The sequence below is a fragment of the Mucilaginibacter dorajii genome, from assembly GCF_024808255.1.
Classification (GTDB): domain Bacteria; phylum Bacteroidota; class Bacteroidia; order Sphingobacteriales; family Sphingobacteriaceae; genus Mucilaginibacter; species Mucilaginibacter dorajii.
This window is the reverse complement of the sequence record NZ_JANTYS010000002.1, coordinates 38,623-64,042: the sequence shown is the minus strand read 5'-3', so window position 1 is coordinate 64,042 and position 25,420 is coordinate 38,623. Positions and strand designations below refer to the sequence as shown.

At 40.6% G+C, this 25,420-nt stretch carries 22 protein-coding genes; 18 read left to right on the top strand and 4 right to left on the bottom strand.

Translation table 11 applies throughout. The features are described 5' to 3' along the window. Positions 1–99: 99 nt before the first annotated feature. The 8 genes from FHS10_RS02295 to FHS10_RS02260 all read left to right on the top strand — a co-directional run bounded on the left by FHS10_RS02295 (position 100) and on the right by FHS10_RS02260 (position 9,689). Positions 100–5,142, top strand: coding sequence for an NACHT domain-containing protein (locus FHS10_RS02295; protein ID WP_259087272.1), 5,043 nt, complete (start codon positions 100–102; stop codon positions 5,140–5,142). A 39-nt stretch (positions 5,143–5,181) separates the two neighbouring features. Beyond that, complete coding sequence (locus FHS10_RS02290) at positions 5,182–5,964, top strand: hypothetical protein (protein WP_259087271.1); 783 nt, start codon at positions 5,182–5,184, stop codon at positions 5,962–5,964. Between the two features lie 548 nt (positions 5,965–6,512). Then, the gene (locus FHS10_RS02285) at positions 6,513–7,103 is read left to right on the top strand and encodes a UPF0758 domain-containing protein (protein ID WP_259087269.1); all 591 of its coding nucleotides are present in this window, start codon (positions 6,513–6,515) and stop codon (positions 7,101–7,103) included. 390 nt (positions 7,104–7,493) lie between these two features. Further along, on the top strand, positions 7,494–8,045 hold the full coding sequence (locus FHS10_RS02280; protein WP_259087267.1) for a hypothetical protein: 552 nt from the start codon (positions 7,494–7,496) through the stop codon (positions 8,043–8,045). Between the two features lie 81 nt (positions 8,046–8,126). Then, entirely contained in the window at positions 8,127–8,255 is a 129-nt protein-coding gene (locus tag FHS10_RS02275; protein WP_259087266.1) for a hypothetical protein, read from the top strand. Between the two features lie 3 nt (positions 8,256–8,258). Further along, positions 8,259–8,426, top strand: coding sequence for a hypothetical protein (locus FHS10_RS02270; RefSeq protein WP_259087265.1), 168 nt, complete (start codon positions 8,259–8,261; stop codon positions 8,424–8,426). A 5-nt stretch (positions 8,427–8,431) separates the two neighbouring features. Further along, a complete protein-coding gene (locus tag FHS10_RS02265; protein WP_259087264.1) occupies positions 8,432–9,502 on the top strand; it encodes a DUF932 domain-containing protein in 1,071 nt (356 codons plus the stop codon). 37 nt (positions 9,503–9,539) lie between these two features. Then, complete coding sequence (locus FHS10_RS02260) at positions 9,540–9,689, top strand: hypothetical protein (RefSeq protein ID WP_259087262.1); 150 nt, start codon at positions 9,540–9,542, stop codon at positions 9,687–9,689. Between the two features lie 85 nt (positions 9,690–9,774). Here the strand turns inward: FHS10_RS02260 and FHS10_RS02255 are convergent, their stop codons facing one another. Further along, entirely contained in the window at positions 9,775–10,464 is a 690-nt protein-coding gene (locus FHS10_RS02255) for an adenylate/guanylate cyclase domain-containing protein (protein WP_259087261.1), read from the bottom strand. 114 nt (positions 10,465–10,578) lie between these two features. On the opposite strand from FHS10_RS02255, the gene FHS10_RS02250 reads away from it, so the two are divergent. From FHS10_RS02250 to FHS10_RS02240, 3 genes are all read left to right on the top strand, one after another. Beyond that, the gene (locus FHS10_RS02250) at positions 10,579–11,352 is read left to right on the top strand and encodes an adenylate/guanylate cyclase domain-containing protein (protein WP_259087259.1); all 774 of its coding nucleotides are present in this window, start codon (positions 10,579–10,581) and stop codon (positions 11,350–11,352) included. A 119-nt stretch (positions 11,353–11,471) separates the two neighbouring features. Further along, positions 11,472–12,008, top strand: coding sequence for a Pycsar system effector family protein (locus tag FHS10_RS02245; RefSeq protein ID WP_259087258.1), 537 nt, complete (start codon positions 11,472–11,474; stop codon positions 12,006–12,008). A gap of 1 nt (position 12,009) precedes the next feature. Next, positions 12,010–12,753: an adenylate/guanylate cyclase domain-containing protein gene (locus tag FHS10_RS02240; RefSeq protein ID WP_259087257.1), complete on the top strand. Its 744-nt coding sequence runs from the start codon at positions 12,010–12,012 to the stop codon at positions 12,751–12,753. Between the two features lie 274 nt (positions 12,754–13,027). Here FHS10_RS02240 and FHS10_RS02235 read toward each other — a convergent pair whose 3' ends face one another. After that, complete coding sequence (locus FHS10_RS02235; protein ID WP_259087256.1) at positions 13,028–13,420, bottom strand: DUF5071 domain-containing protein; 393 nt, start codon at positions 13,418–13,420, stop codon at positions 13,028–13,030. A gap of 342 nt (positions 13,421–13,762) precedes the next feature. Here FHS10_RS02235 and FHS10_RS02230 point away from each other — a divergent pair, with 342 nt between their 5' ends. The 5 genes from FHS10_RS02230 (at position 13,763) to FHS10_RS02210 (ending at position 19,693) form a co-directional block, all read left to right on the top strand. Further along, complete coding sequence (locus tag FHS10_RS02230) at positions 13,763–16,099, top strand: TonB-dependent receptor (RefSeq protein ID WP_259087255.1); 2,337 nt, start codon at positions 13,763–13,765, stop codon at positions 16,097–16,099. 5 nt (positions 16,100–16,104) lie between these two features. Continuing rightward, positions 16,105–16,896, top strand: coding sequence for a DUF4249 family protein (locus tag FHS10_RS02225; protein ID WP_259087253.1), 792 nt, complete (start codon positions 16,105–16,107; stop codon positions 16,894–16,896). A 75-nt stretch (positions 16,897–16,971) separates the two neighbouring features. Further along, positions 16,972–17,199: a hypothetical protein gene (locus tag FHS10_RS02220; RefSeq protein ID WP_259087252.1), complete on the top strand. Its 228-nt coding sequence runs from the start codon at positions 16,972–16,974 to the stop codon at positions 17,197–17,199. 118 nt (positions 17,200–17,317) lie between these two features. Further along, positions 17,318–18,319: a family 43 glycosylhydrolase gene (locus tag FHS10_RS02215; protein ID WP_259087250.1), complete on the top strand. Its 1,002-nt coding sequence runs from the start codon at positions 17,318–17,320 to the stop codon at positions 18,317–18,319. A gap of 54 nt (positions 18,320–18,373) precedes the next feature. Continuing rightward, positions 18,374–19,693, top strand: coding sequence for a hypothetical protein (locus FHS10_RS02210; RefSeq protein WP_259087246.1), 1,320 nt, complete (start codon positions 18,374–18,376; stop codon positions 19,691–19,693). Between the two features lie 168 nt (positions 19,694–19,861). Here the strand turns inward: FHS10_RS02210 and FHS10_RS02205 are convergent, their stop codons facing one another. Beyond that, positions 19,862–21,745, bottom strand: coding sequence for a chloride channel protein (locus FHS10_RS02205; RefSeq protein WP_259087244.1), 1,884 nt, complete (start codon positions 21,743–21,745; stop codon positions 19,862–19,864). Between the two features lie 230 nt (positions 21,746–21,975). On the opposite strand from FHS10_RS02205, the gene FHS10_RS02200 reads away from it, so the two are divergent. Further along, a complete protein-coding gene (locus FHS10_RS02200; protein WP_259087243.1) occupies positions 21,976–22,674 on the top strand; it encodes a Crp/Fnr family transcriptional regulator in 699 nt (232 codons plus the stop codon). A gap of 72 nt (positions 22,675–22,746) precedes the next feature. Beyond that, positions 22,747–23,025, top strand: coding sequence for a 2Fe-2S iron-sulfur cluster binding domain-containing protein (locus FHS10_RS29275; RefSeq protein ID WP_374759819.1), 279 nt, complete (start codon positions 22,747–22,749; stop codon positions 23,023–23,025). 333 nt (positions 23,026–23,358) lie between these two features. Here the strand turns inward: FHS10_RS29275 and FHS10_RS02195 are convergent, their stop codons facing one another. Continuing rightward, positions 23,359–25,416 carry a hypothetical protein gene (locus FHS10_RS02195; protein ID WP_259087241.1) on the bottom strand — a complete coding sequence of 686 codons (2,058 nt, stop codon included), beginning with the start codon at positions 25,414–25,416 and terminating at the stop codon, positions 23,359–23,361. Positions 25,417–25,420: the final 4 nt, after the last annotated feature.

Sequence of the window (25,420 nt, the reverse complement as noted above, 5' to 3'; positions counted from 1 at the left end):
AGCTAGTTTTTTTGTTAAAAGCAATCAGAGATTTATGCTTAATCAATAAATAGTAAATTGCAAGATAAATTTACTTAGCTTTTCGACTTAACCTTATGTATGGCGGATAAAGGAACAGTTTTTCAAAAAGGTGGCGGCGGTACAAATTTTGAGCAGTATGTCCAGGCGGCTTTTTTAGCGACATTGGTTGTCAAAGGAAATGCACCTTGTTTGCCGACAAACGAAGTGGTTGAAATTGCGCTTCAAACCACTAGGAAAGGTTGGGATACCGACGATCTTGAAGTGACGGCAAAATCAGATTTAGGAACACATCGGTTACTCGTCCAAATTAAGCACAACCTGACATTTTCAGGTAAAGACACGATATTTAAGGAGGTAATCACTGCTTTTTGGAATGACTTTAATAATACGCAATTCAACAAAGAACAGGATCGTTTGGTCATTGTAAAAAGCCGTTTAAACAATCTTGAAAAAAATCATATCAAGGGGATATTAAACTATGCCAAAAACCATACCTCTGCGACCGACTTCGTGAATGAAGTTAACCGCATCAAAGAAAAGAAGGAAAGGCTCCAGCTATTTCAGAATATAATTACAGAGATCAACAATGGTCAAACTACGGATACGGAGGAAATTTGGCAATTTCTAAAATGTCTGGATGTTTTAGGGTATGATCTTTTGAATGAGGGCAGTGTTGACGAGACCCACCTGCTCAATTTGATCAAGTTGAGTAAGGCTCCTGATGCTAATGCTTCAGAGAGGGATATTTGGAATAGCCTATTGGTATTTATAAGTCATTTAAACCCGAACGGCGGTAACGTGACTTCCGAAAGTGTACGTAACGAGGAGTTTTATAAAAATTTCAGTCACAATAAATTTAATCCGCTAAATATAGCCCTAGAAAAGTTAAATAAAGACAGCTTAGTTTTACTGAACCCGTTAAAAAACACGATCGGACCGGATGGCAATGACTTACATCTTAACCGAACCGATTTGGCCAACACTTTAGCTGCCGCAATTAACGAGGTGCCCTTAACCATCATTACCGGTAAACCCGGCGTAGGTAAATCCGCGCTGACGAAGGATGTTTTAACTGGGTTATTTCCGGATGCTGCGATCTTTGCATTTAAAGCTGATCAGTTCAATGAGCCGCACCTGGCCAATGTATTAACAAACCAGGGGATTAGTGAACCCTTGGTTGATTTGTTCAGGTGGTTAGCTTTAATCCCAGAGAAAATCATCCTGATTGATAGTTTGGAGAAATTATTAGAAGACATTGATCCAAATAACGCTTTTAAGCAGTTATTAATTTTATTGCGGCAATTTCCCGAAGTGAAAATTGTCTGTACAGCCCGCAGGTATGCGGTAGATTTGTTACTGTTGAAATACAATTTAAAGGAGCAGCCATTACAGTTATTGGAAATCCCTTTACTTGGTGAGGCTGAAGTCTTAGCTGTCGCCGTACAATTTCCTCAACTAAAAGGGTTATTAAACAACCCCCAAATTAAAATGCTGATCCAAACGCCTAAGTATTTGGATTTTGCCGTAAAATCTTTGGCGAAAGAACAGGGCAATTTGCCAGATCTTACGATAATTGGGTTTAAAAATATGCTTTGGAACCAGTTGGTTAAAGACGTAACTAACAGGGCCAAAGGAATGCCTGCTAAACGGGAAGACGCATTTATGAAAATAGCGATAACCAGGGCAAAGGAAATGAAGTTATTTTCCAAGGTTGATGGTTTAGACGAAGAGGCTATCGTGTTTTTAGAGAATGATGAACTTATCATTCAGGAAAATGAAAATCGCAAGTATGCGCCTGCTCATGATATATTGGAGGACTGGGCTTTAGTCAATCATATTGACGCGTTATATGAAGAATATCCAACCCCTTCGGCCTTGTTTGCGCAGCTGGGCAATGAACCCGCTATTCGCCGGGCATTCAGGTTATGGATCGAAGATCACCTGATCGATGACAGTGTCAAGGTGAATGAATTTGTCAGGGTATCACTGACCGATCATAGTATTGAAAATTATTGGGCCGATGAAATATTGATCGCAGTTTTCAAATCAGACAACTGTGATAATTTCTTTGGTTATTTTTATCAGGATTTAACCCAAGCAGTCGCTTTGGTCAACCGCAGTATTCATTTAGTTCGAACAGCGTGTAAGGAGAGCAAAGAAGGATTGGCTAGCAACACAACACTTTTGCCGATTGGCTCAGGTTGGCATGCGCTTTTAAATTTTATCGAAGAAAATATCCCACTGCTTCTTGAAATCAGGTTTTCTATCATCAATCTGCTTACGGATTGGCACCTTCAACTGATTTTTCAACCGGAGATTGCTGAACCTGAATGCGGAAGCGTGAAGTCCATTTTATTGCAATTTATCGCTCAAATGGAGGATGGTGACCAATTTTGGAGCGGACATGATATGGAGGCAAAGCGGGATGAAATGATCGCCATATTCTTTAATTTGTCCCACCATGCCAGAAAAGAAGTTAGTGAACTGGTTAACCGGGCTTTAAGCTACAATGAGGATGATGGAAAATGGGAAGTAAAATCATTCTATGAAGCGGTGATCAATAAATGTATAGCCGGGGTTAATAATTACCGGTTACCAAAAGAAATGCCGGATCTAATTATTCAAACAGCGTTTTCTGCCTGGAAAACCAAACCGATATCGGTTGAAGCTTCAGATGAATATTCACGGCTTTTTGCGGGTCATCGTTTAAATAGCGATGAATGCTGGGGGTTGATCGATAAATATCAATTTATGCCGGTGAGTGTCTACAAAACTCCCGCCTATAACATACTTTGGCACCATCATTTTAAAGGGATAAAATTTATTACAGATCTGATCAATTATGCGGTAATTACCTATGAAAGGACAGATGGCGAATATAAACATGAATTTACTAAAGTTAAGCTTACGCTTACGGACGGTACTTTAGTCGAGCAGCGTGCTGCATGGGAATTGTGGGCTGCCTATCGCGGGATCACCGTAACCCATGACTTATTGCAATGTTTACTGGTTAGCCTGGAGAAATTTCTTTTAGAGGTCGCAGAGTTTAAAACTGATTTCAGCAGAAAGCGACTAGGAGAAATGTTTGATTTGACTTTAAGGAATAGCAATAATGTAGCCGCAACAAGTGTGCTAACTAGTGTTGCGATGGCTTACCCGGAAGAGGTCGGAGAAGCGATGATACCTTTATTGGGTGTTCAGGAATTTTATGATTGGGATAGCAACAGGTATCTCCAGGAGGGAATAACTACTTCCATGCCCGATCTGGAATGGGACGGCACAGAGGAAGAACGTCTTGCTTTTAATAAGCTTCCACACCGGAGCGCTTATTTTAACGGTTTACATGGGTTTGTCGTAGACTACCAATTTAGGATTGCAACGATCAATGATCAGATATTTAAAGTTTTTGACCATTTAAAATCTGTTGCGGATAAAGAGGATGTCGTATGGCAAAAAACGCTTATTGAGATCGACCGGAGATGTTGGAAAGCCAGTCTTCAGGAAGATTCACCCGGCACCGTTGTGATCCAACCAGATTATAACGATGACGTGCAGGAATTTATGGATTCAGGTAAAGAAATGATCGCCCGGCAAAGCACGTCTGCAAGGTATTCTCAATTAATTCAAAAAGCACATAAAAAAGAATCAGAGCCACTTTCACTCGCTCAATGGGACGAATGCTATAGTTATTATAAAAATAATCTGGACTTTCTATCGGATCGGCCTATCACTTTAGCCAATATTGGATTAGCTGATCTTTCGGCGCAATTAAACGACGAACAGCGAAATTGGTGCATTGGTGCCATATGGGAAGCTGCTATTTTTATTTTGAACGAAGCCAGGCACCAAACCCACAGCCCCGAAAGGTATTATAATCTCCATGAAAAACATGTAGTACTCCAGTCTATCCATTTGGTCATCCCATATGCCGATCAGGAGGAGATACCGGAAATCATTGCTTTTATGATCTGCATTGGAAGCGCGCATTTGGCAGATTATGAAATGGATCGTTTCATCCCTTATTTCAGGACTACTTTTTATGAGAATTTTCCCGACATCGCTAAAAGTATTTGGGCGGGTTTGATTGAATTAGCCCGTTTCAAAAAGGTTAATCCCAGGTTACCGTACCTTGATCACGGAACAATAAATGAAATTAAACAAAAGGAGGTTGAATTCATAAAGGAAATAGCGGGTAAGACTGCTTTTAAGTTAACGTCTGAGAGTTTAAATTTTACAGACTATGATGCTAATTTATTGAATGAAACGCTATTGCTTACGCCGATTAACCAATTTCACGACCTTGATTTTTCAAATTTTGTCATTAGGTTTATGGAACTGTTAACGGTAGATCTCAATCTCAAAGTGAATTACGGGTATAACCACCATCCCGAAAGCAGGCGGATTTTACACAAGTCTGTAACGAGAATCGTCAACTATTTAGCTGAATTATTATTGACCGCTGATGAAAAACTGGCTTGCCGCGTCATTGATTTGGTAGTTGACCCCATCTTTGCCAGTGACTACAGGAGTTTGTTTAACCGTGATAGCGGACTATTGGATTTTTGCAAAAGGGTTCCCGAGCAATTTCTTTGGACTTTGGACAAAGCGACTTATTACAATGAAGATCATGCTGGTAACAAGAAACTCATTGATCAGTTTTGGCTGATATGGGGGCACCTTTTTTCACGCGTTAAACCGGTTGGCGGGTCAGTGTTTGCAAATTTATTATTGTTAGACGCGGGCTGGAAGGAAGATGCGACCGAGTGGAAGCAATTAGATGCTCAAAAGGACTCTTATTATGATATGGTAAAATCAATTGGAACGGGCCGTGTGAAATCAATTGTGAAGTGCCTATCTACTATCGGAGAAAAAGAATTGTTGCCAATTGGGTTGACCTGGTTAGCTGATTTAATAAAAAATCAGCCGGATGAGGCAATAGCACTTGTGTCGAAAGATGGCGAACGTTTGATCAAACGTCTTTTTTATAATCATATTAGTAAAATCAAGGCGAATAAACTCTGGATAGATGACTACTTGTTTTTACTTAACAAAATGGTCGATTTAGGTTCTTCCCATGCCTATCTGTTCCGCGAAAACGTAATTACCTACAAAGCTGTGTGATTTTTGCTATTAACAAAAGATACTTCATTCAATATATAGATGGTCGGAGATATTCAGCATATTATTATCATTCAAAGCCTGGAGCCTGACGAAAAGCAAACAGGAGCAGAACTTTACGACGATGTTGTAAATCGAAGAATTGAACAGTTAGGAGATCGATCTTTCATAAAATCACAAGCATATTTTAGTGCTAACAGCAAAGCTGAAATATTAGCGTTCCTCGATAATATCCTAAATGACATAAATAATCGCCAAAATGGACTGGTCATACATTTTGAAATGCATGGGAGTTCTCATCTTGATGGGTTAATTACCGCCGATGGAGAATTAATAAGCTGGTTGGAATTGGTCACCAAATTTCGTCTTATAAATATAGCTACCCAAAATCAACTTTACCTGACTATGGCGACTTGTTATGGCCGTTATTTATTTGAAGGTGTTGACCCGGAATTGAAATCCCCTTATTCAGGCTATATTTCGGCCAGCCAATCAGTAACAGTACAGGAAGTAATGGATAGTTTTGGGGATGTTTTCGAAAGGCTGATTGCCGATGGAAATCTGATCCGTTCCTATCTCGCCTCTGATGCAGAGGGAGGGCGATTTTTTTACAAGGATTCTAAAACTACATTTGAACAGTTAATGGAGCATATAATTGATCGGATGAGAAATGATCCTTCATTTAAGGAAGAAGTCCTTGATCACCCAGCCTTAATTATGGGTAAAAACATGGGCATTATCGATGATGCAGGATTAGATTACATGATGGGAAAAGCACTTGCTGATATTTATCAGCGCCATAAAAAAGCATTTGAATTTGAATAACGATATAATCAGCATTGGGTTATACGATAGCCTGCTCGGGGAAATGCCGTATAAAAGCATAATCCTCACCAATTCGAAAGCCAAGTTCAAAACAGCAATACCAAATTTCACCGTACGAAGTGATATGTACGCTAGTGAAAAATTTGGGACTAAATCCCGTTTTCAAAAATTCTTTTGCGTTAACAAGCATATTTTCATCGTGATCCAGCACTTGCGGACAATTCTCCTTTAAAATTTCATAGTTTCTTTTGATGATCCGGAATATCTCGGGCAAGTTTGCACTGGCCTGCAGTTTTTGATTTTCAGTTTTCTGCCTGTTAAAAGTATTGCGGCAGGTATCGTTGCAAAAACGTTTATCTGTTCTCCCGAACAACGGTTTATGGCAGTGTGCGCAGGAGTTTTCTTTCTCGGTACCGGTATTTGGCATAGGATCGGCTCTTGGTTAAGTAACTGTTTTATTGCAGGATAAACGGTAGGATCGGGTAATTTGTTTTATTACCGGGTAAACCGTTTAGGCGGCGGAAGTTTGGGTTTTAAATCCGAATACCATGAAAGATAACATCATTGCCACCGAGAAATTTTATACGAAGCACCGGAATTACTTTTTTGATTTCAGGCAGGCCAAAAACCATAAGAATTTCATTAACCTGGTCTGTTCTGAGAAGCAGCCGGATAATACCTACAAGCGGGCTTGTATCATGATATGGGAGGATCATTTCGAATTCCTGATCGAGGCGCTTTCCTCTTTATTCTCCAATGCCGCGCACGAGGCCGGACGGCGGGGAAAGTCGGTGGTGCCTTTGGAGCGGTCTACAGGTATCAAAAGCTGGGATATTACCGACCGTCCGCGCGAAAAATTCCTGGCGCAGGGGCGCGCTGCTTTGTCGGATGCAGAGTTGTTGGCTATGCTCATCGGGTCAGGGACGCCGGGCGTTACGGCAGTTGACCTGGCACAGCAAATTTTGGATAGCGTAGCGCTGGATATGAAGCGCCTGGCTGAACTGCCGGTAAGCGCGTTAACGCGTTTTGCTGGTATGGGCGTAGCGAAAGCGTTGTCCATTATTGCTGCGATGGAGCTGGCACAGCGGCTGGCCAAACAGGAAGCGGGCGTGGTTTGGATGAAAGCGTTGCGAGGCTGATCAGGACAGCAGTTCCAGCAGCTTCTTTCGTGCCTCATTCAGCAGCTTCACTGCATTTTAAAAGATCGGCCGTTTTGGGCATCGCATTCGCATCACCCAAACCGGCCGAACTTTTTCCTGACACTTTTTAAGGTTTTTTAGGCTTGATGAAATTGGTATTAGGCTGTTTGTGTAGCAAATTTCTGAACCGCAGTGCGCCCAGCCAAGGCCAGGCCCTGCGGGTTTGCTGAAAAAAAATCTCCACACCTCCGCTGCGCTCCGGGTAGTATTTTTTTTCGCAAAGCCTTGTCTGTTCACCCTGCTCATCAGGTGAGGTTGCTTAACAAAAAGCCAGAAATGGCTCCTGCCGAAAGGTAGTAGGCAGGGTGGACAAATTAAATTCTATTAAAAATGGAAACGAATGTAAAAAACAACAACGGCGGAGTTGCAGCAGTCAACCCCGTTAAAGCGGACAAGGTGGCAAAGTTTGTAGCAGGTAACCCGGTAAATGCGGTATCAAAAGCCGAACCTGCCAAGGAGGAAGTTAAAAAAGAGGCGGACAAAGTACCAGCGACCACACCGCAACAACCGGAACCGCCGAAAACGGAAGCACTGAAAGCGGAGGTTAAGGCGGAGCAGGTAAACGAAGAGCCTAAGAAATTCGTGCTGAATTTAGAGGGTACGTTGAAATTCATCGAGGAAATGCACCGCAAGGCGAAACAGCGCACGAAGCTACAGGACACCATTAAAAACTTAGATGATTTTGAAATCGAGTTGCGGGACGAGGCAGATACTACCGATACCAATTATTACAATGGTTGCACGCTGACAATTGAGGACGATAACCGCAGGAAGTTTGAAACCAAAAACCCGACTATCATTTGGACAGTGGCACAGTTGGTTAACAATATGTGCGTGGATAAACTGGCCGAGATTGAAGCGGGTATTGTTATCCCGCAATAATTAAATGGAAACGCCCCCTGTTCCCAAAACACTAACAGGGGGCGTTGTTTAAGACATTTTCTAATCTTAAAACTTACAGCAATGTTAGAAATATTCATCGAGATAACCAACCAGCTTTTTTGGGAGGGATACGCCGAACAATTAGCCATAGAGAACCCAAAAGGGTTTCAAATGGAACTGGCACAGTTTACAAACAATTATAATTCATAAGATATGTACGATACCATTTTCTTATTGGTCAAGGCGACCATACAAACCAAACATAAAAATGTACACGAGGCTATTACCGAAATACAGCAAAAGGCCATCTGTACCATCAGTAACACCCAAAAGGTGAAAATACACGAACTGAAATTTATGGACTATAAACTCAAATCTTAAATAGCATGGCACACGATATTAATTTCAATGAACAGACAGGTAAACACAGCTTTTTTTCAGTAAAGGAAAAGGCGTGGCATGGGTTGGGGCAAGTCATTACAGACTACCCAACAAGCGCAGAGGCGATAAAATATGCGGGTTTAGATTACACCGTTGAAAAACGCAACCTGTTTACCTATGGTGATGATACCGACGAAAACACCGAGGATAACGATGTGGTAATGGAATGGCGTATTGATGTACCCAATCATTACGCAACCGTACGAACCGATACCGACCAAGTTTTGGGCGTGGTCGGCAAGGATTATGAAATTGTACAGAATGTTGACGCCTTTACATTCTTCGATGCCATTGTAGGTGGCAAAGACGGCATTTTATACGAAACCGCAGGGGCGTTAGCTAACGGGTCACGAATTTTTATAACCGCTAAATTGCCCGATTACATCCGTGTCGGGCGCAATGATTGCATTGAACGCTTTTTGTTCCTGACTACTTCGCACGATGGTTTGGGCAGTATTCAAATTGCTTTTACACCTATCAGGGTCGTATGTCGCAACACGCTTAATGCCGCCTTATCTAACCAAGTTAACTGCATTAAGATACGCCACACGGCCAGCGCAACCGATAAATTAAAGGAGGCGCATAAAATGATGGGTATCTCCAACAGTTTATCCGAAGAACTGGAAGCGATTTATAACCGCTGGTCAAGGGTAAGGATAACCGACAGGGAGGTTAAAAAGCTGATACAGCTGGCTATGGCACCGAGCAAGGAAGTTTTAGCCAACGTACAGAAAGGCGCAGATGATGAATTGTCCACCCATTTTAACAACATGGTAGACGATGTGTTTAAATATGCCATGATTAGCCCGACCCAACAGGAAGAAACCACAAAAGGAACTGTTTTTGGCGCATACAATGCAGTAACAGGATATTTTCAAAACGTCCGCAATTTCAAAAGTGATGAAGCTAAATTAAAGTCCATCATGTATGGTACAGGGCTGCAACGCAGCCAGTCGGCTTTTGACCTTTGCCACGAGTTCACGCAACACGGCCCGGCATCGCTTTCATTCAATTAATCATTATGGGGGAGCAATCCCCCTTTATCTTAAATTTATGAGTTTTATTATCATTGAGACATTTGGAGGCCCGGAGTTTGCAATTGTTGTAACCGACCAGGACGGTATTAACTTAGTGTTTGACACACGACAGGAGGCCGAAGAAGAAAAAGGCAATTGCCAGGATGCGATTGTTGTAGAAATCTAAGTATTCAAAAGCAAAGATATGCCCGAGTGCCGCCAAAAATATGAGCGGCCCTAACGGGCATTAAGATTGGTGAATGATCGTTTAACTAAGGTTGAAGTGGGGTTAAAGTTTTGTAAACCGTATAGTTTTTATTAGCGTAAGTGAAATTTTCTGTTTTCCATATCGTTTTATCTTGATTTGAAGCAACTTTGAAAGAATCGCTACTAACGTAGACGGTATAAGGATAACTTCGAATGTCAGACAATTTTGCAGCGAAACTTGGTGCACGGCCAATCCAGATTAAATCATTGTTATTCCTTATACCGGCGCGGACAGCAACGGCGTCACTGGTATCTATCCCGACACAATGGGTGATCAGAATGTTATTGTTCTTAATAGAAGCAAATCTTTTGGCTTTTTCATTTAGTACATTATGCACTATCCAATCAATTTTCCTGGCACATTTGATTGCGTTGGTATTTGGGGCGTCTCCTATAAAAATGCCCATTACTCTATCCCCATCAAAACTTCTTATCTCACCACCATGGGCTTTAATCAGCCTTGTGCAAATATTTAGATAAGCCCTTATTATTTTGGCAGTTGTTTCCCATGGACAATTGGCAGCTAAAGCAGATGACCCCGCTAAATCTGCATACAGAAAAGTGGCTTTGATTTTAACCGCACCACTGCCTAAACCTACACTATCCGAAGTAGGTATTACTGTCCCGTCCCGAACATCCCATTTTGTGCTTAAAATTTTCTCAACTTCCTCAGTTAATGTTTCTTTAATTGCCATTAAATATTATGATATATAAATACCTAATAATACGAAAAGCATCTCAAAATTAAAATGTCGATACTCTAAAAGTATCTTAATTGATAATCGCTAACTTTATCGTAAAGACCAACTATGCCAAATATCACACAATTAATAGCGTTAAAGGAGAAATACGGTTCTAAAAACAGCGTTAGTAATTTACAATTGAAATCTCTGAATGAAAACTTTAGGTTTTCAGCAGATCAAATAAAAAATTCATTTTCATATCAGGGATTAGATACAAGGATTTTAAATTTTTTTGAGAGTCAAGCCTCCGCAGATTTATTATTTCTTTTTATAGATATAACCGCGTTTTCTCAAAAATGCAAAAATCTCACAAACAGTCAACTAGCAATATATCTTGATAAATATTACGATTTAGTAATTCCTATTATCTATGCGCATGGAGGGGAGGTGGAAAAAATAATGGGTGATGGTATTATTGCAATCTTCGGACAGCCTTTTTTAACCGATAGTAAGGATGTTCTGTTCAGCAAAGCGGATAAGTGCGCCAAAGATATTATCGTATTGCTGCGAGGCACAGAAAGAGAGGTAAAAGTTGCTCTGCATGATGGTAGTGTAATGTATTATAAAAACAAAACATTAAACTATCCAGAATACACAGTGATTGGCAAGTCATTGACAGAGCTTTACCGATTAGAATCAGTTGCAATGAATAACTCGATATCATATTATCACGTTAGCCAATATGACAACAAGGAATTTTGCAAAGAAGGTGCATTTTGCATTACGAATCATTCTCCTTCTAAATGCGGATATTTCAACAAATCCAGTATTGTTCAAGTCAATTTGCAGGGAGTTGAGTGGTCATTTATTAAACACTATACCTGCACTTATAATACTTAGTTTGAATAAATAGATAGTTGAATAGGTAAGTTTTCTTTTTATATTGATTAATAGCTTATTAGCCAAAATCAGGTTTCGAGAAATGTTTAATTATATTTGAATTTATATATCACAATTAAATGGCTGAACAAGAAACATCAATCTCCGGCATATTGGAGAAAACATACCAAAACACATACGATTTATTAAAATTCGGAGAAACTAAAAATACCACATTGATCGCGTTTAATGGTGCTATCATCGTTGGGTTAGCCGCATTGCTAAAGGATGTAAAATTACCGGTGTTAAGCTATTATATGATTTATATAATAGTCATGTGTGCATTCTCAATCTTTATTAGCTTTTCCTCTTTAGTCGCCAAGATGAAACACAAAGCACATGATGTTTCTCTTACCAGAAGTGATAATGTGTTGTTTTTCGGGTGTATTGCTTTATTGACAGATGAAGAACTCGTTTCTAAAATTAAGCAATTGTATAATCTGGAAACAGTAAACGCAACGTATGAAAGGGATTTAGCAAAGCAACTTGTTATTACTAGCCAAATAACAGCAAGGAAATTCAAGCTTTTTAATACTGCCATAAGAATTATGTTTTTTGGTTTATTAACCCCATTAAGTGTTCTGATTTATTATGTCTTTTTAAATCACGACAACTAACATGGGCCTAAATCAAGAGATTACCACTAAAGTAAAAGAGATTCTAGACACAAATTTCGATGTAACAGATGTTACCTACGTGCCAGAAATTACAGACACAAAACTAACCTTCAACAACGGAGGCCTTAAATTTGAAGCGACAACGCTTTTTATTGATATGAGAGGTTCCACTAAGGTTCTAAATAATCATAACAAACCCACCATTGCAAAAATACATAAAGCCTATCTGCACACAACCGTGAAGATTGCTACTTCTTTGGGGGGACAGGTAAGAAGTTTTAATGGTGATAGTGTATTGGCTTTTTTTCAAGGCACCACGAAAAATTCATTAAGTAATGCAGTAAAAGCGGCAATGCAGATTTCTTATATGATTTCTTCATCTGACAGTGGAATTAATAAGCTTCTTGAAAAATATTCAGCTGTGGATTTCGGAATCGGCCTAGATGATGGTAAAGTTTTATGCACGAAAGTCGGTATTGGCGGAGATAATAACACCAAAGATTTAATCTGGATTGGAAATGCTATCAATAAGTCCGTTGTTATTAGCGATGAATGTAAATCTCCTAATCACATTGGAATCTCCAATTATGTATATAGCAATCTGAATGATGAAGTTAAATATCATACCCGAAAGAACGCTTTTGGTAGGGATGAACAAGTAAATATGTGGACAGCTTTTAATGTTATGTATAATGGCATATCAGAAACTTTCTACAAAACGAGCTACTATTGGACTGTGCAATAATATAGGAGTGATAAACTGGAAAACATCGGTAGTAATGAAAATAGAATTTTCATTACTACCGATGAATTACTGCATGCTTTTATAACTTATCAAATAGCGGAATTGAAGCCCTTTCCCATCTCATTATATTCTTTCAATCTTTCAGGAAAATCGGCCAACCACTTCAAATCAGCCACAAACTTCGACGTAATTTGTACCGATAAGCACCCGAAAGCCTCTCATGAAAATGGGAGGCTTTTTTGTTGTCATTTATATGAGATGCCGAAGAACGCTCTCATTTATAATCTCCATTTAAAATAGCCATTGCTTCAAGATCGACTTCTCCATCAATTTCGCTTTTCGTCGGAAATTTTGCGATCCGTTCAATTTCGCTCAATAAAAGAGGGTCGGTAGTATTTCTTGCAAAAATTGCTAATACGTTCCATTCCCACCCATCATCGCCTGTTTTTAGGATTTTAATTATTTCTGCGTTTATTCTATTTCCAAATGGTTTTAATACCTCCGCTATCGGCCCGGCAATTGGCCAGTTCATATCTTGTATCCACTCTAACAATTCGGGAATAATAGGCTTTAGTTGTTCAAATGAAAGTTTTTTAAGTCCGGCAATCACTTTCTGATCGTCTTTATGTTTTGGTATGAGTTCTTTAATATCCCTATCGTTTATCATCAAAATAAATCTACACAATTAATCGCTCCATCCAAAAGTGAATACTTTAAGAACTTGAAAAACCGCCTATTATAATCAACTCATCAATAAAGCGATTTGGGTTCTGCACCGTTATCTACCCTTTAGTTTAAGAGTAGTCTGAAAAAAAGCTTTTTTTATTTTATAGTTGATTATCAATAGATCGTATTTTTTGTTGAATTATTCAATGTTTTCCAAAGTAAAAGGCAGGTTCAAATCAGCAATAATTATTTTGTTATTGAGTCAGGGTAAACAGGATTAAGTGTGTCATAAGTGCAAATGAGCTAAAAAACGAAGCTCAAATTGAACATAACACACAATAAAATGCACAACTTAAAACACTTGTTACTCTTTTTACTTTTTAGCCCGCCTATGCTTTTGCTGGCGCAGTCTCCAAAAACATATACCATTTCAGGAACGATCAAAGACTTCGCTTCAGGCGAAACCTTACCAGGTGCCACTGTTCGCCTGTTGGAATTACCGGGCAAAGGTGTGAGTGCAAATACTTACGGGTTTTATTCTCTTACTGCATCAGAAGGAACATATACCGTGTTAACATCCTATACGGGCTATGCCACAGATACATTAAAAATTCAATTGAGCAAAAATACACTTGCTAATATTCACCTCACCTCGGGACAAGGCCAGCTGCAGGAAGTTAAAATTACCAGCAGTTCATCCAGAACCAGTAACATAATGATTTCGCCGGCCGGATTACAAAAACTCTCTGTTAAAGACATTAAAAACATTCCTGTACTGTTGGGCGAAAAAGATGTTTTAAAGACCGTTCAACTCCTGCCGGGCATTGTTTCTGCCGGTGATGGTAATGCAGGCTTCTTTGTGCGTGGTGGCGGTTCTGATCAAAATTTGATCCTGCTTGATGAGGCTACGGTATATAATCCATCGCACGTTTTGGGCTTCTTCTCGGTTTTTAATTCTGATGCTATTAAAGATATCTCGGTTTATAAAGGAGGGATGCCCGCAAGCTATGGCGGGCGCCTGTCTTCGGTAGAAGATGTACAAATGAACGATGGCAACAGTCAAAAGTTTGGTGTAAGTGGTGGACTTGGCCTTATCGCATCAAGGCTAACGGTTGAAGCCCCGTTGTTTGATCATAAAGGATCATTCATTGTTAGCGCACGCAGAAGCTATGCAGATCTATTCACCGGCCTTGCTTCAGATACTACACTTAAACACAGTAAATTATATTTTTATGATGTAAACCTGAAGGCCAATTACCAGATCGATGATAATAACCGGATCTTTTTATCAGGGTATTTCGGCAAGGATGTGATGAGTTTCAGAAATAATTTTGGACTTAATTACGGCAATGCTACCGGGACGTTGCGATGGAACCACATTTTTAGCAGCAAGTTATTTTCAAATACATCGTTGATTTATAGCAAGTACAATTATAATGTAGCTATCCAAAATAACTTCGATAATATAAAAATTAACTCTTCTATTACGGATTACAATTTAAAGCAGGATTTTAACTACTATTTGAACAGTTCAAATAAATTGAGTTTTGGACTTGAATCAATTTTTCACCTAACGCAACCGGGCACAGCGCTTTCCACGGCTTCGTCAAGTTATAATGATATTTTTTTACAAAAGAAGCATGCCCAGGAAACAGCCCTCTACTTATCAAACGAATGGAACGCTACCAATAAGCTAAAGATTACTTATGGTGTGAGGTTAAGTAATTTAACCGTTCTTGGTCCCGGAACCTTTTACACTTATGATAAAAGCGGCAGCAAATCAGATAGTACTTACTACCGAAGCGGCAAAGTGGTTAAAAACTATTTTACACCCGAGCCGCGGTTTGCAGCAAACTACCAGTTGAATGAAAATAACGCTGTTAAGCTTTCATATGATCGTAATGTGCAAAACATCCATTTGTTAAATAACTCAACATCTCTTTCTCCTACAAATATTTACCTGCCCAGCAGTAACAACATCAAACCCGAAATAGCCGATCAGGTTGCTCTTGGCTTTTATCGCACTTTTCATAACCGTGGCTACGAGTTTTCTACAGAAGTGTATTATAAGAACCTTCAAAATCAAATTGATTATAAAAACGGCGCCCAATTAACAGGTAATGAAAATATAGAAGCCGATCTGCTGTTCGGTTCAGGAAGAGCATACGGTTGGGAAACCTATATCAAAAAGAAGAGTGGAAAATTTACCGGCTGGCTGAGCTATACTTTATCCCGTACAGAAACAAAAATAGCCGGAATTAATAACGGCAATTATTATCCGGCTACACAAGATCAAACGCATCATTTATCATTAGTAGGCATGTACCAGGTCGGTAGTAAATGGACCTTTTCTGCAAACTTTGTTTACAATACAGGCAACGCGGTTACCTGGCCATCAGGGAAATTCGCTGTAGATGGTGCTCCGGTTTACACCTATGGCGATAGAAACAGCAGCCGTATGCCCGCTTACAACCGCCTTGATGTTGGTGCCACACTTTTAGCAAAAAAAACCGCCAAATATGAAAGCAGCTGGAATTTTTCGATATACAACGTATATGGCGCATCAAACCCTTATGCTATAATTTTTCAAACCGACCCGAAAGACGCCAGCAAAACCCAGGTGTTACAAACTACACTTTTCAAAATGGTACCCGCAGTTACTTACAATTTTAAATTCTAAAAAACATGAAAGACTTAAAATCAACAATATTTATGCTTATTTCCGTAGTCGCTTTTGCTTCTTGTAAAAAAACTATTGTTCCTCCCTTACCTGGTTCAACTCCACAGTTAGTTATTGAAGGGGCGGTAAGTGATACTACTGGCCCTTACCACATCAACATTTCAAAAACAGTTGAATTTTATGCAGATAATACTTATCCTAATGTTTCTGGCGCATCGGTAACTATTACCGATAAAACCGCCGGTGTTACTGATATATTAACTGAAACCTCCGCCGGAATTTATACCACACATGTGATTACAGGTAAACCGGGCAGCACCTATCAGCTTAGGGTGGTGGTTAATGGAAAAACATACCTTTCGACATCAACAATGCCCTATCCGGTGGTACTTGATTCTGTCTCATTTGATTATACATCTGTCAAAAATATGATTCAACCGGTTGCTCATTTTCAGGACCCCGTCAGCGCCACAAATTTTTACAAGTTTGCTATACAAAAAAACGGAATTAATTTAAACAGATTTCAAACTCAGGAAGACCTGTTATCTAACGGTAAATATATTCGTACAGCGCTGGTTACCGATACAGGGGCAATTAAAAAGAATGATCATGTAAATGTTTTCCTGGTGGGTGTAGACAAAGGAGTATATAATTTTTTACAGGAAGCCGAAAGTGTGGCTTTTTACAATGATCAATTGGCTACCCCCGCCACCCCGGAATCAAATATTTCTGGTGGATGTATTGGCTATTTCAGTGCGCAAACAGTAAGCAAAAAAAATGCTATTGTAACTAAATAATAACATAGCAGGCAAGTATTATATTAACTACAATGAGCTTGCCTGTTATTAAAATAACATCATATAATTTAGATAATGTTATTAGCCTTTGTTAGCGTGAACTATTTGCAGGCAGGGAGCAATAATCAAGTGGGCGAAGGAACTGAACTTAAATATGGCTATCGTAATCGAGTCCGGATGCAATGGGAAATACCTGCCAGCATGCAGGAGTTTGACGTTTTTAAAATAAGCCAGGTTGCTGAGGATAACATAAACCAGGCGAGCTGCAAAGTTTTGTTGATTCCTCATATTGCAGATAAATAAGGGCATTAATATTTTATTAATTCTTTGTTATACCGCAAAGCGTTATTTACAACCGATTTCACAGGAATAAAAGATTGTGTTGATTACCTGTTGTAAAACAAATTATTAAACTATGTTCATGCGAAACCTTTTCTTCGGAGAAACCAAGGTGTTTTTTTTGAAAAAAATTACCGTTGCTTTATTTATTACCGTAGCCGTGTTTTCTGGGTGTAAAACGCGCAAACCCATTTCTAAATTAGCTGAAAACCCATTTATCAGGCATATTTATACTGCAGATCCCTCTGCAAGAGTATTTCCGGATGGTCGGTTATATGTTTATCCTTCACATGATGTGGATCCACCGCGCGGGTGTGATTTGATGGATCAATACCACGTTTTTTCAACCGACGACATGGTGAACTGGAAAGATCATGGAGAAATATTGCGTGCCAGCCAGGTTCCATGGGGCCGCAAGGAGGGTGGCTTTATGTGGGCTCCCGATTGCGTTTATAAAAATGGTACCTATTATTTTTATTTTCCTCATCCCAGTGGAACCGAATGGAATAAAACATGGAAAATTGGGATTGCTACAAGCAAAAAGCCGGCAAGTGATTTTGTTGTGCAGGGTTATCTTGAATTGGGTAACAACAATTTTGCGATGATTGACCCATGTATTTTTATTGACGACGACGGACAAGCTTATTTTTATTATGGCGGTGGTAACAGATGTGTTGGAGCCAAAATAAAAGAAAATATGACTGAATTGGCACAGCCTTTAACATCGATGGAGGGATTAAAAGATTTTCATGAAGCTACGTGGGTGTTTAAAAGAAATGGATTATACTATCTTACTTATGCCGATAACAATAAAGTGAACGGAAAAGACGCAAACCGGTTAAATTATGCAACCAGTAAAAGCCCTTTAGGTCCCTGGACATACGGAGGCGTTTATTTAGATCCAACAGGTTGCGATACAAGCCATGGCTCGGTGGTGCAATATAAGGGGCAATGGTACGCGTTTTACCATAATGATGTGCTTTCGGGCCAGGGAAACCTTCGTTCCATCTGTGTGGATAAGCTTTACTTTAATGCCGATGGAACGATTCAAAAGGTCATTCAAACAGGAATGAAGGCGAAATAAAAGCTGCGCAGGTCTTATTAACCCGGTTTGTAATCCAATTTAGTACCTACTACAATGCATATTTCTAAGCTAATTCTCTCAAATAAGGCATGGTCATTCTACTCGCTGAAGGCGAAGTTTTTTACTATTGTTTTGACGGGGCTTTGCCTTGCCTTATCTGGTGGGGCGACGGCATTACCTCGCAAATCAATTGCAACGATTGTTGAGCGGTCGAAAGAGAAAGACTATAAATTCAACGCCACTATCTCCCGAAACGTTTTGGAAAATTACCTTGATCGGTCAATTACAATGCAAAGTTTGCTTGTTGGGAAAGGTGATTTTAACGATAACCTTAGGATGATTAAAAATATTGGAGCTAAATTTATTGGAAGAAGCGTATGCCAGTGGGGTGAAGAAGCTGATATTCCGAAAAATCTGCAACAGGAAAGGGAGCTTGCCCAAAAAATACACGCAAGCGATCCTGATATAATTTTGCAAGCCTGCATTTTTGAAATAGTAACCCTCCAGGTTAATAAGCTTGCTATTCCCAAATGGGCATTTACAGCCTTAGGCGTGCCGATAAAAAAACGGAACTTTAACTATGCGGACATGCTATATCCCGACGGAAAATTTAAAAATCAATGGGGAGAAGGATCGGTACCTGATGTAAGCCGGTTAGAAACTAAACTTTATTTTTATTACCTCGCCGTGTGTTATATTAACATTGGTATTGAAGGCATTCACTTTGGGCAAGTGGAGCTCATGAACAAAAATGATCCCAATCTTGATAATTATAACCAGGTGTTAACCTTAACACGGAATTATGCGGCTAAGCATGCCCGCAGGCATATCATTTTGTGCGATTCGCATGTTCCGGGTGGCGGTTTTGTACGAAACGGGAAATTGTTAATGGATTTTCATGCCTTTCCGTTAAGAATAATGGAAACACCCGGCCAACCTGAAGAAGCAATGTTAAAAGTTGGGCACACAGATGCGCTTTATGGCAGGAGTAAAGGTGGTATTACCCCAAGTGGATGGTCATGCGAGCACCTGCCATACCTGGTAGAGTTTGATAATTATGGAGTTAGTAAATACCCCGGAAAAGAAAAAGCCGGCGACATTCCATTTTGGGTTTGGGGTTATGACGAAATAAGTTGGTTTGCACATCAAAGTAAACAATATCGTGCCCAATGGCTAACTTATGCATACAATTGGGTTAAGAAAACAGACCTTAACGGTCATCTGGAAATGCCGGGAGGCCGTCAAACAACATCACCACTGGATCACAAAAAGTGGTATTACGCCAATAAACCAGGTACCGCGGTGCCGGATGGGCAGGGTGATGAGGATACAATACGCGAAATTTGGGCCCCCGGAGGAAATGGGGCGAAGTAACATTTGAGGGCAGGAGATAAAATGGTGCAGGTTTGTACAGATATCGACCCAAAGGCTTTTCATGAAAAGCCTTTGGGTCGATATCACAAAATAATTGATTCATGGTAATGACCGGAAGATTTATACACTTTTTGGTCCTGGAAGCTTAAATGAGGCCCTGTTTTTACTTTAAACCTTCGCGTTAATATCGGATAGTTTATTCCCTTTGGTCGATACCTTGATACCCTGTCGTTTCAATGATATTTTTACATGAGTGTTATCATCGGCTGTCATCTGCATCTGGTAGGCTTTTATGATGTCTTTATAAGAAAGTACCCCAACTAAGCTGCGATCATTTCCTGCAGATAAGATAGGCAATACATCTGTTCCTGTTTTCGACATCGTTTCTAACGCTTTGCGTAGTGTGTCCTTATTGCTGATAAACCAGCCAGGCTGTTGCTGCATTACCTGGCTTAACAAGGTTTCAGGCGATAATCTGTCATGGAAAATAGCAGTGATTTTTATGGTGCCAACGTAACCGTCCAAATTGTTCACAAGGATGAGGTAGTTATCATCTGTCGTATTTTTACTTAACCATGTTCGTACCTCGTCAACGGTGCTTTGATCATTAAAAACTATTCCTTCCTCGCTGGTCACCTGCTCTACGGTCATTTTCTGTAAAATATCGGGTTCAAACGAATCGGGCGTGAAAACACCCCTTCTGGCAATCTTTTCGGTCATAATGGTATTTTCCATTAAAAAGAAAGAAACAAGGTAAGCGGCGGTACACGCGCCAAGTAACGGAAGCAATGCATGCGACTGCATGGTAGCTTCCAGCGCGAAAACGATACTGGTAAGATAAGCCCTTGAAGCGCCAGCAAACATGGCCGACATACCGATCAAAGCTGCTAACGGAATGGTAATACCAGCTGTTGGAAATACCAGCAGTATGCCCGACCCAATAAGCGCGCCGGCCGCGCCACCGATGGTTAAGAGCGGGGCAAGCGTGCCGCCGGATGTGCCGCTGCCCAATGCGATTGCCCAGGATAAAAATTTGAAAAAGCAGAGCATACAAAGCAGCCTGATTGTCCAGGTACCCGAAAGCACCCCTATGATGTTGTCATAACCCACACCAAGTGTATGCGGGGCAAAATAACCAATGACCCCAACCGCAAGACCGCCAATAGCAGGCCACCACATCCAGTGTACAGGCAGTTTTTCAAAGCTATCTTCAATGAAATAGACTATTTTAGTAATACCAACAGACATAAAGCCTATCACTATGCCCATAAAGCTGTAAAGCCCCAAAGCGATATTTGAAGGGATAGCCAGTTCCGGCATGGTAAATACCGGGCCCGATTCAAACAGGAGGTGGTGCCCGGCGGCGCCGGTTATACAAGCCAATGCCACCGGTAATATGGAACGCGGCGAAAATTCAAAAAGCAATAGCTCTATAGCCAGAAAAACAGCCGCTATTGGTGTACCAAATATGGCAGACATGCCGGCTGTTGCCCCCGAGGCAAGGATAATTTTACGTTCGTTGGCGGTGATCTTAAAAAGCTGGCCCAAGGTAGATCCTAAGGCTCCTCCGGTAGCGATAATAGGTCCTTCGGCTCCAAAGGGGCCACCGGTTCCTATAGCTATGGCCGATGAAATGGGTTTCAGAAAAGTGATGGAAGGTTTAATGTTACTTTCGTTTACCAGGATCTGTTCCATTGCTTCAGGAATGCCATGACCTCTGATTGCTTTTGAACCATATAAAGCCATTAAACCCACCAGTACACCGCCTATAGCAGGTATGATAATAACCCATAACCCTAAATGATTACCTGCGGGACTGTGAAACCGTAAGTCAACAGATCCATAAAAAGAGAGATTGGTTACTAAATTGATGAGGGAAACCAGCACTTTAGCGATGAGGCTAATACAGAGGGCCACCACAACCGCATACACCGAAATCCTGATAAGCCGCGCCTTTTTATAAGCAACTGTTTTGGTGTCGTTTTCGCTTGTGTCAATTTCATTTAACAGAGGCGATATTGGTATGGCATTGGAAATAATATTTTTTTTCATGAAGATATTTGAAATTCAATTTTTCTGTATATATTGTTTATGCAACAAAATTGTTAATTTTAAATTGCAAAAATAGATAATTATAATTGTTTGAGCAATGTTTTAAATCAAAAATGAATTTTAAAATCATAGGGCAGAGGTGCCCATATTTGAAAAAGGATTTAAAAATGGCTACCATTGAATAGCCACCTAACTTGGTTAATATTGCACATCTTTATGAAAATGAAAGAATGAAGGAAGTAAAAAGCCAATGCGACGTAAGCACATGTTATTTGTGCAGCCACTGCTCCAATGACTGGGCAATGGCCATAGCTTCGCATAAAAAGAATTACGAAGTAAAAAAGGGGCAGCAGATTTTTAGTGAAGGAGAGCCGGTTACGCGGATATATTTTGTTTATTCGGGCAAGATAAAAACCCACAAACGCTGGGATGCTGAAAAAGAACTGATTATCCGCTTTGCCCAGCCAGGCGACATACTTGGCCATATGGGGCTGGGTAACGAGCCCATATATCCGGTAACTACAACTGCCCTCGAAAACTCGGTCATCTGCTCCGTTGATCTTGATTTTTTTGAATCAAGCTTAAATGTTAATCCCAGGCTCACTTATTCGCTGATGAAACTCTTTGCAAATGAATTGCAGGAATCAGAAAAAAGGATGCGAAACCTGGTACATATGCCTGTTAAAGAAAGAATCGCGCTGGCTTTGCTAAACCTTAAAAAACAATTTGGCGTTACCGAAGAAGGGTTTATAGCTATTGAACTATCGCGGCAGGACCTTTCATCCTTCGCGGCCGTAGCCTATGAAACCTTGTTTAAGGTAATGAACGAATTTCAGCAAAGTAACCTGATTCTTACAAATGGAAAAAATATCAAACTATTGAATGAACCGGAGCTTAGAACTATGACAACCGACAAAATTCTGCCTTAATTAAAATGGTGCAGGTTGGTTTTTGCTAAAACGAATAACTGTTTACTCACAGCTTTACAGCCTACAAATAAAATGGAGAATAATACAATACACCTAACGCTCTATCACCTGGGCGAAAGCCTTAGGATACAAATCTCTCCTGGGCAGTATCACAGCCTGATGTTGGTTATATCAGATCATTTGGCTATTCCGGGATTTGGCTTATGTTGCGGAATGGGTAGTTGCGGCACTTGTTTGGTGCAAATTGTTTCACCATATTCAAAAATTGGCAGAAATGTTCTGGCTTGCGATATACCCGTGAATGACGATTTAGCGAACATGATAATTTTAGTGCCGGATAAAACTTACTGAGTCTGTACATTTCAATATATCATAAACTCCTTAGAAGTTATTGATTACCAATGTTAAAAACATTGTTTCCAGTTGTGAAATTCGTAGCCTCCGAAGGGTAAAATGACGAAAGGAAGTCATCCCGGAACTTGTTTCGGGACACCTCAGGACGGGTAACTCGTATGACGTATATTTAGCGAGTGGGGTGCTGAAACAAGTTCAGCATGACATTGGGTTTCAATTCGCTTTGCCATTTTCCCCTTCACAGCCCGCGGATTTTAAAACGCGCAATCACAATCCTTTTTGTTTTTAAACAGCTTCTTAAGAGAGCGGTTCCTGTTCACATAGCCAGAGTTACAATTTTACCGATGCGGTTTCTCCATTTCGAATGATGTAGGTGGTTTTGTGCTCTCCCTTAATCACATTTACCACAATTTTTCCATCACTTCTCTTCGCTATTTTCAAGTCAAAAACAGTTCCAAAGGAATGGATATTGTTTAAGGCCATATTATTCCAGTCTTTTGGCAAACGGGGGGTACAGTTAAAGGTATTAAATCCGGTAGGCCTTATGCCAAATAAACCTTCAATAAATATCCGGCAATACAAACCACTCTCGGCAGATAGGTGCCTTTGGTTTCCTTCGGGATATGCTTCGACGGGGTAGGGTACATGTTCGCCCAAAAGCCGCCTGCGGGAGTAATAACGCAAAAACGCTATCGCCTTATCTGTTTCGCCGGCCTGCAACACGCCACGCAGGGCGTACAGGGTTGACCGGTCCCAAAAGGTATCTTTTCCTTGTTCGGTGGCTAAGCCATCTGCAGTCCATAATTGTGGTGAAAATAGGGCATCGATGGTGCCTTTACTCCGGTCAAAAATGCCCATGGCTAATGGCATACAGATCCAGGCGCGCAAGGTGTTATTGGTTTCGTAATACTTGTAGGTATTATACCCGTTTATGGTTGCACCAAAATACTGTTCAATAGCTGCTTTAAGCTGACTGGCCTGCTGGTTGTATTGATCTGTTAGTTTGTTGCCAATATGAAGTTGCTTGCCCAGTAGGGCAGCCGAGATCAAGGCATCGTAATACAGGCAATTGGTAGATAGATTGGCTTTGCCGGCCGGAAACCGGCCTTCCAGTTCATCAGCATCAGATGTTACCACTCCTTGCTGGTTGATGTGCCTGCGGCTATATTCCAAACACCAGGTTATTAATGGCCATAGCTTTTTGGCCGAATCGATGTTGCCATATGTAAGGGCGTACCTTGATGCACCGTAAGCAATCATGGCCTGGTCGCCACGGTCGCCGGCACCATTCCAGGTGGTATCTCCTTCGGCAACTATCGAGCTTGGGATGGGCTTGTATTGGGTATTCATGTACCGCGCAAACAAGCGGTAACAATTCATGGCCGACAAATTACCAATGCTATCGCCGGAAAAAGCAAAATATGGGCTGATATACTCGGCCTGGTCATTGGCCCATATAGCCGCGTAGTATGATAAACCGCCCGGGCCATGCATATAACCGCTTTTTGTTTTAAAAATGCTTTCTGTAGCACGGATTTTGGCAAATGCAAATTCGGTGTTTAATATGCTATCTGGTGTTTCTAATTGTAAGGGCCTTGAAATTTCGGCTACCCGGTTTTCCCTGGCTTTTTCTTCAGCATCGGGATCAACAGGTGTTAAAGCGCCGGGATGGTCAGTAGCTAAATAACAAATGGAAAAGCGGGCAGATTGGCCGGGTTGCAAAATCCGGCTGCCGTCATCTACAGATAACATGATCACGGTATGTGGCGATGTTTTGCTGGTAAGCGGGTTTGTTGTTACATCGCGTCTTAACTTTTCCATGGCAACCGTAACCGGTTTATTGCTAACGTTGGTGAACTTAAAGCGTTCTATGGCTAAAGGCTTGTCTATAGAGGGGAAAATGCTGCGTTCGATATCTACTAATCCGGTGTTACCCGCTTGCGCGGATATTAGCATAATACCATGTTGGCTTATGCTGTTAACTTTTAGTGGCATATCGCCGGTTACCACCCCCGGTGGATTATTAATTGTTAGTACTTTGTTATCGATATAGATTCGCGGCAGTTCATTATCCTGAAAAGTATAGGCTATATGGCTGCGGGTATCATCGGGCAGCATCCTGAAGGTGGGGAAAACCAGTGTACGGGTAATTGTTGCCAGGCCAGGCGAATCTATCCGGTAGCCAACCCAAAGTGACACTTTTTCGCCCGACATTTCAATATGGTCGGCGTGGGGAAGCCGGCCATCTGTTTTCCATAATATGCTGCCATTTGGCTGAATGGCCCACCTGTTATTTTGTACCGGTAAATTTTGTTGCTGTGCATAGCCTGCTAAACAGAAGAACAGGCTTAATAATATTAAAGAAAAGCAGGGTTTAAAAACTTTCATAAAT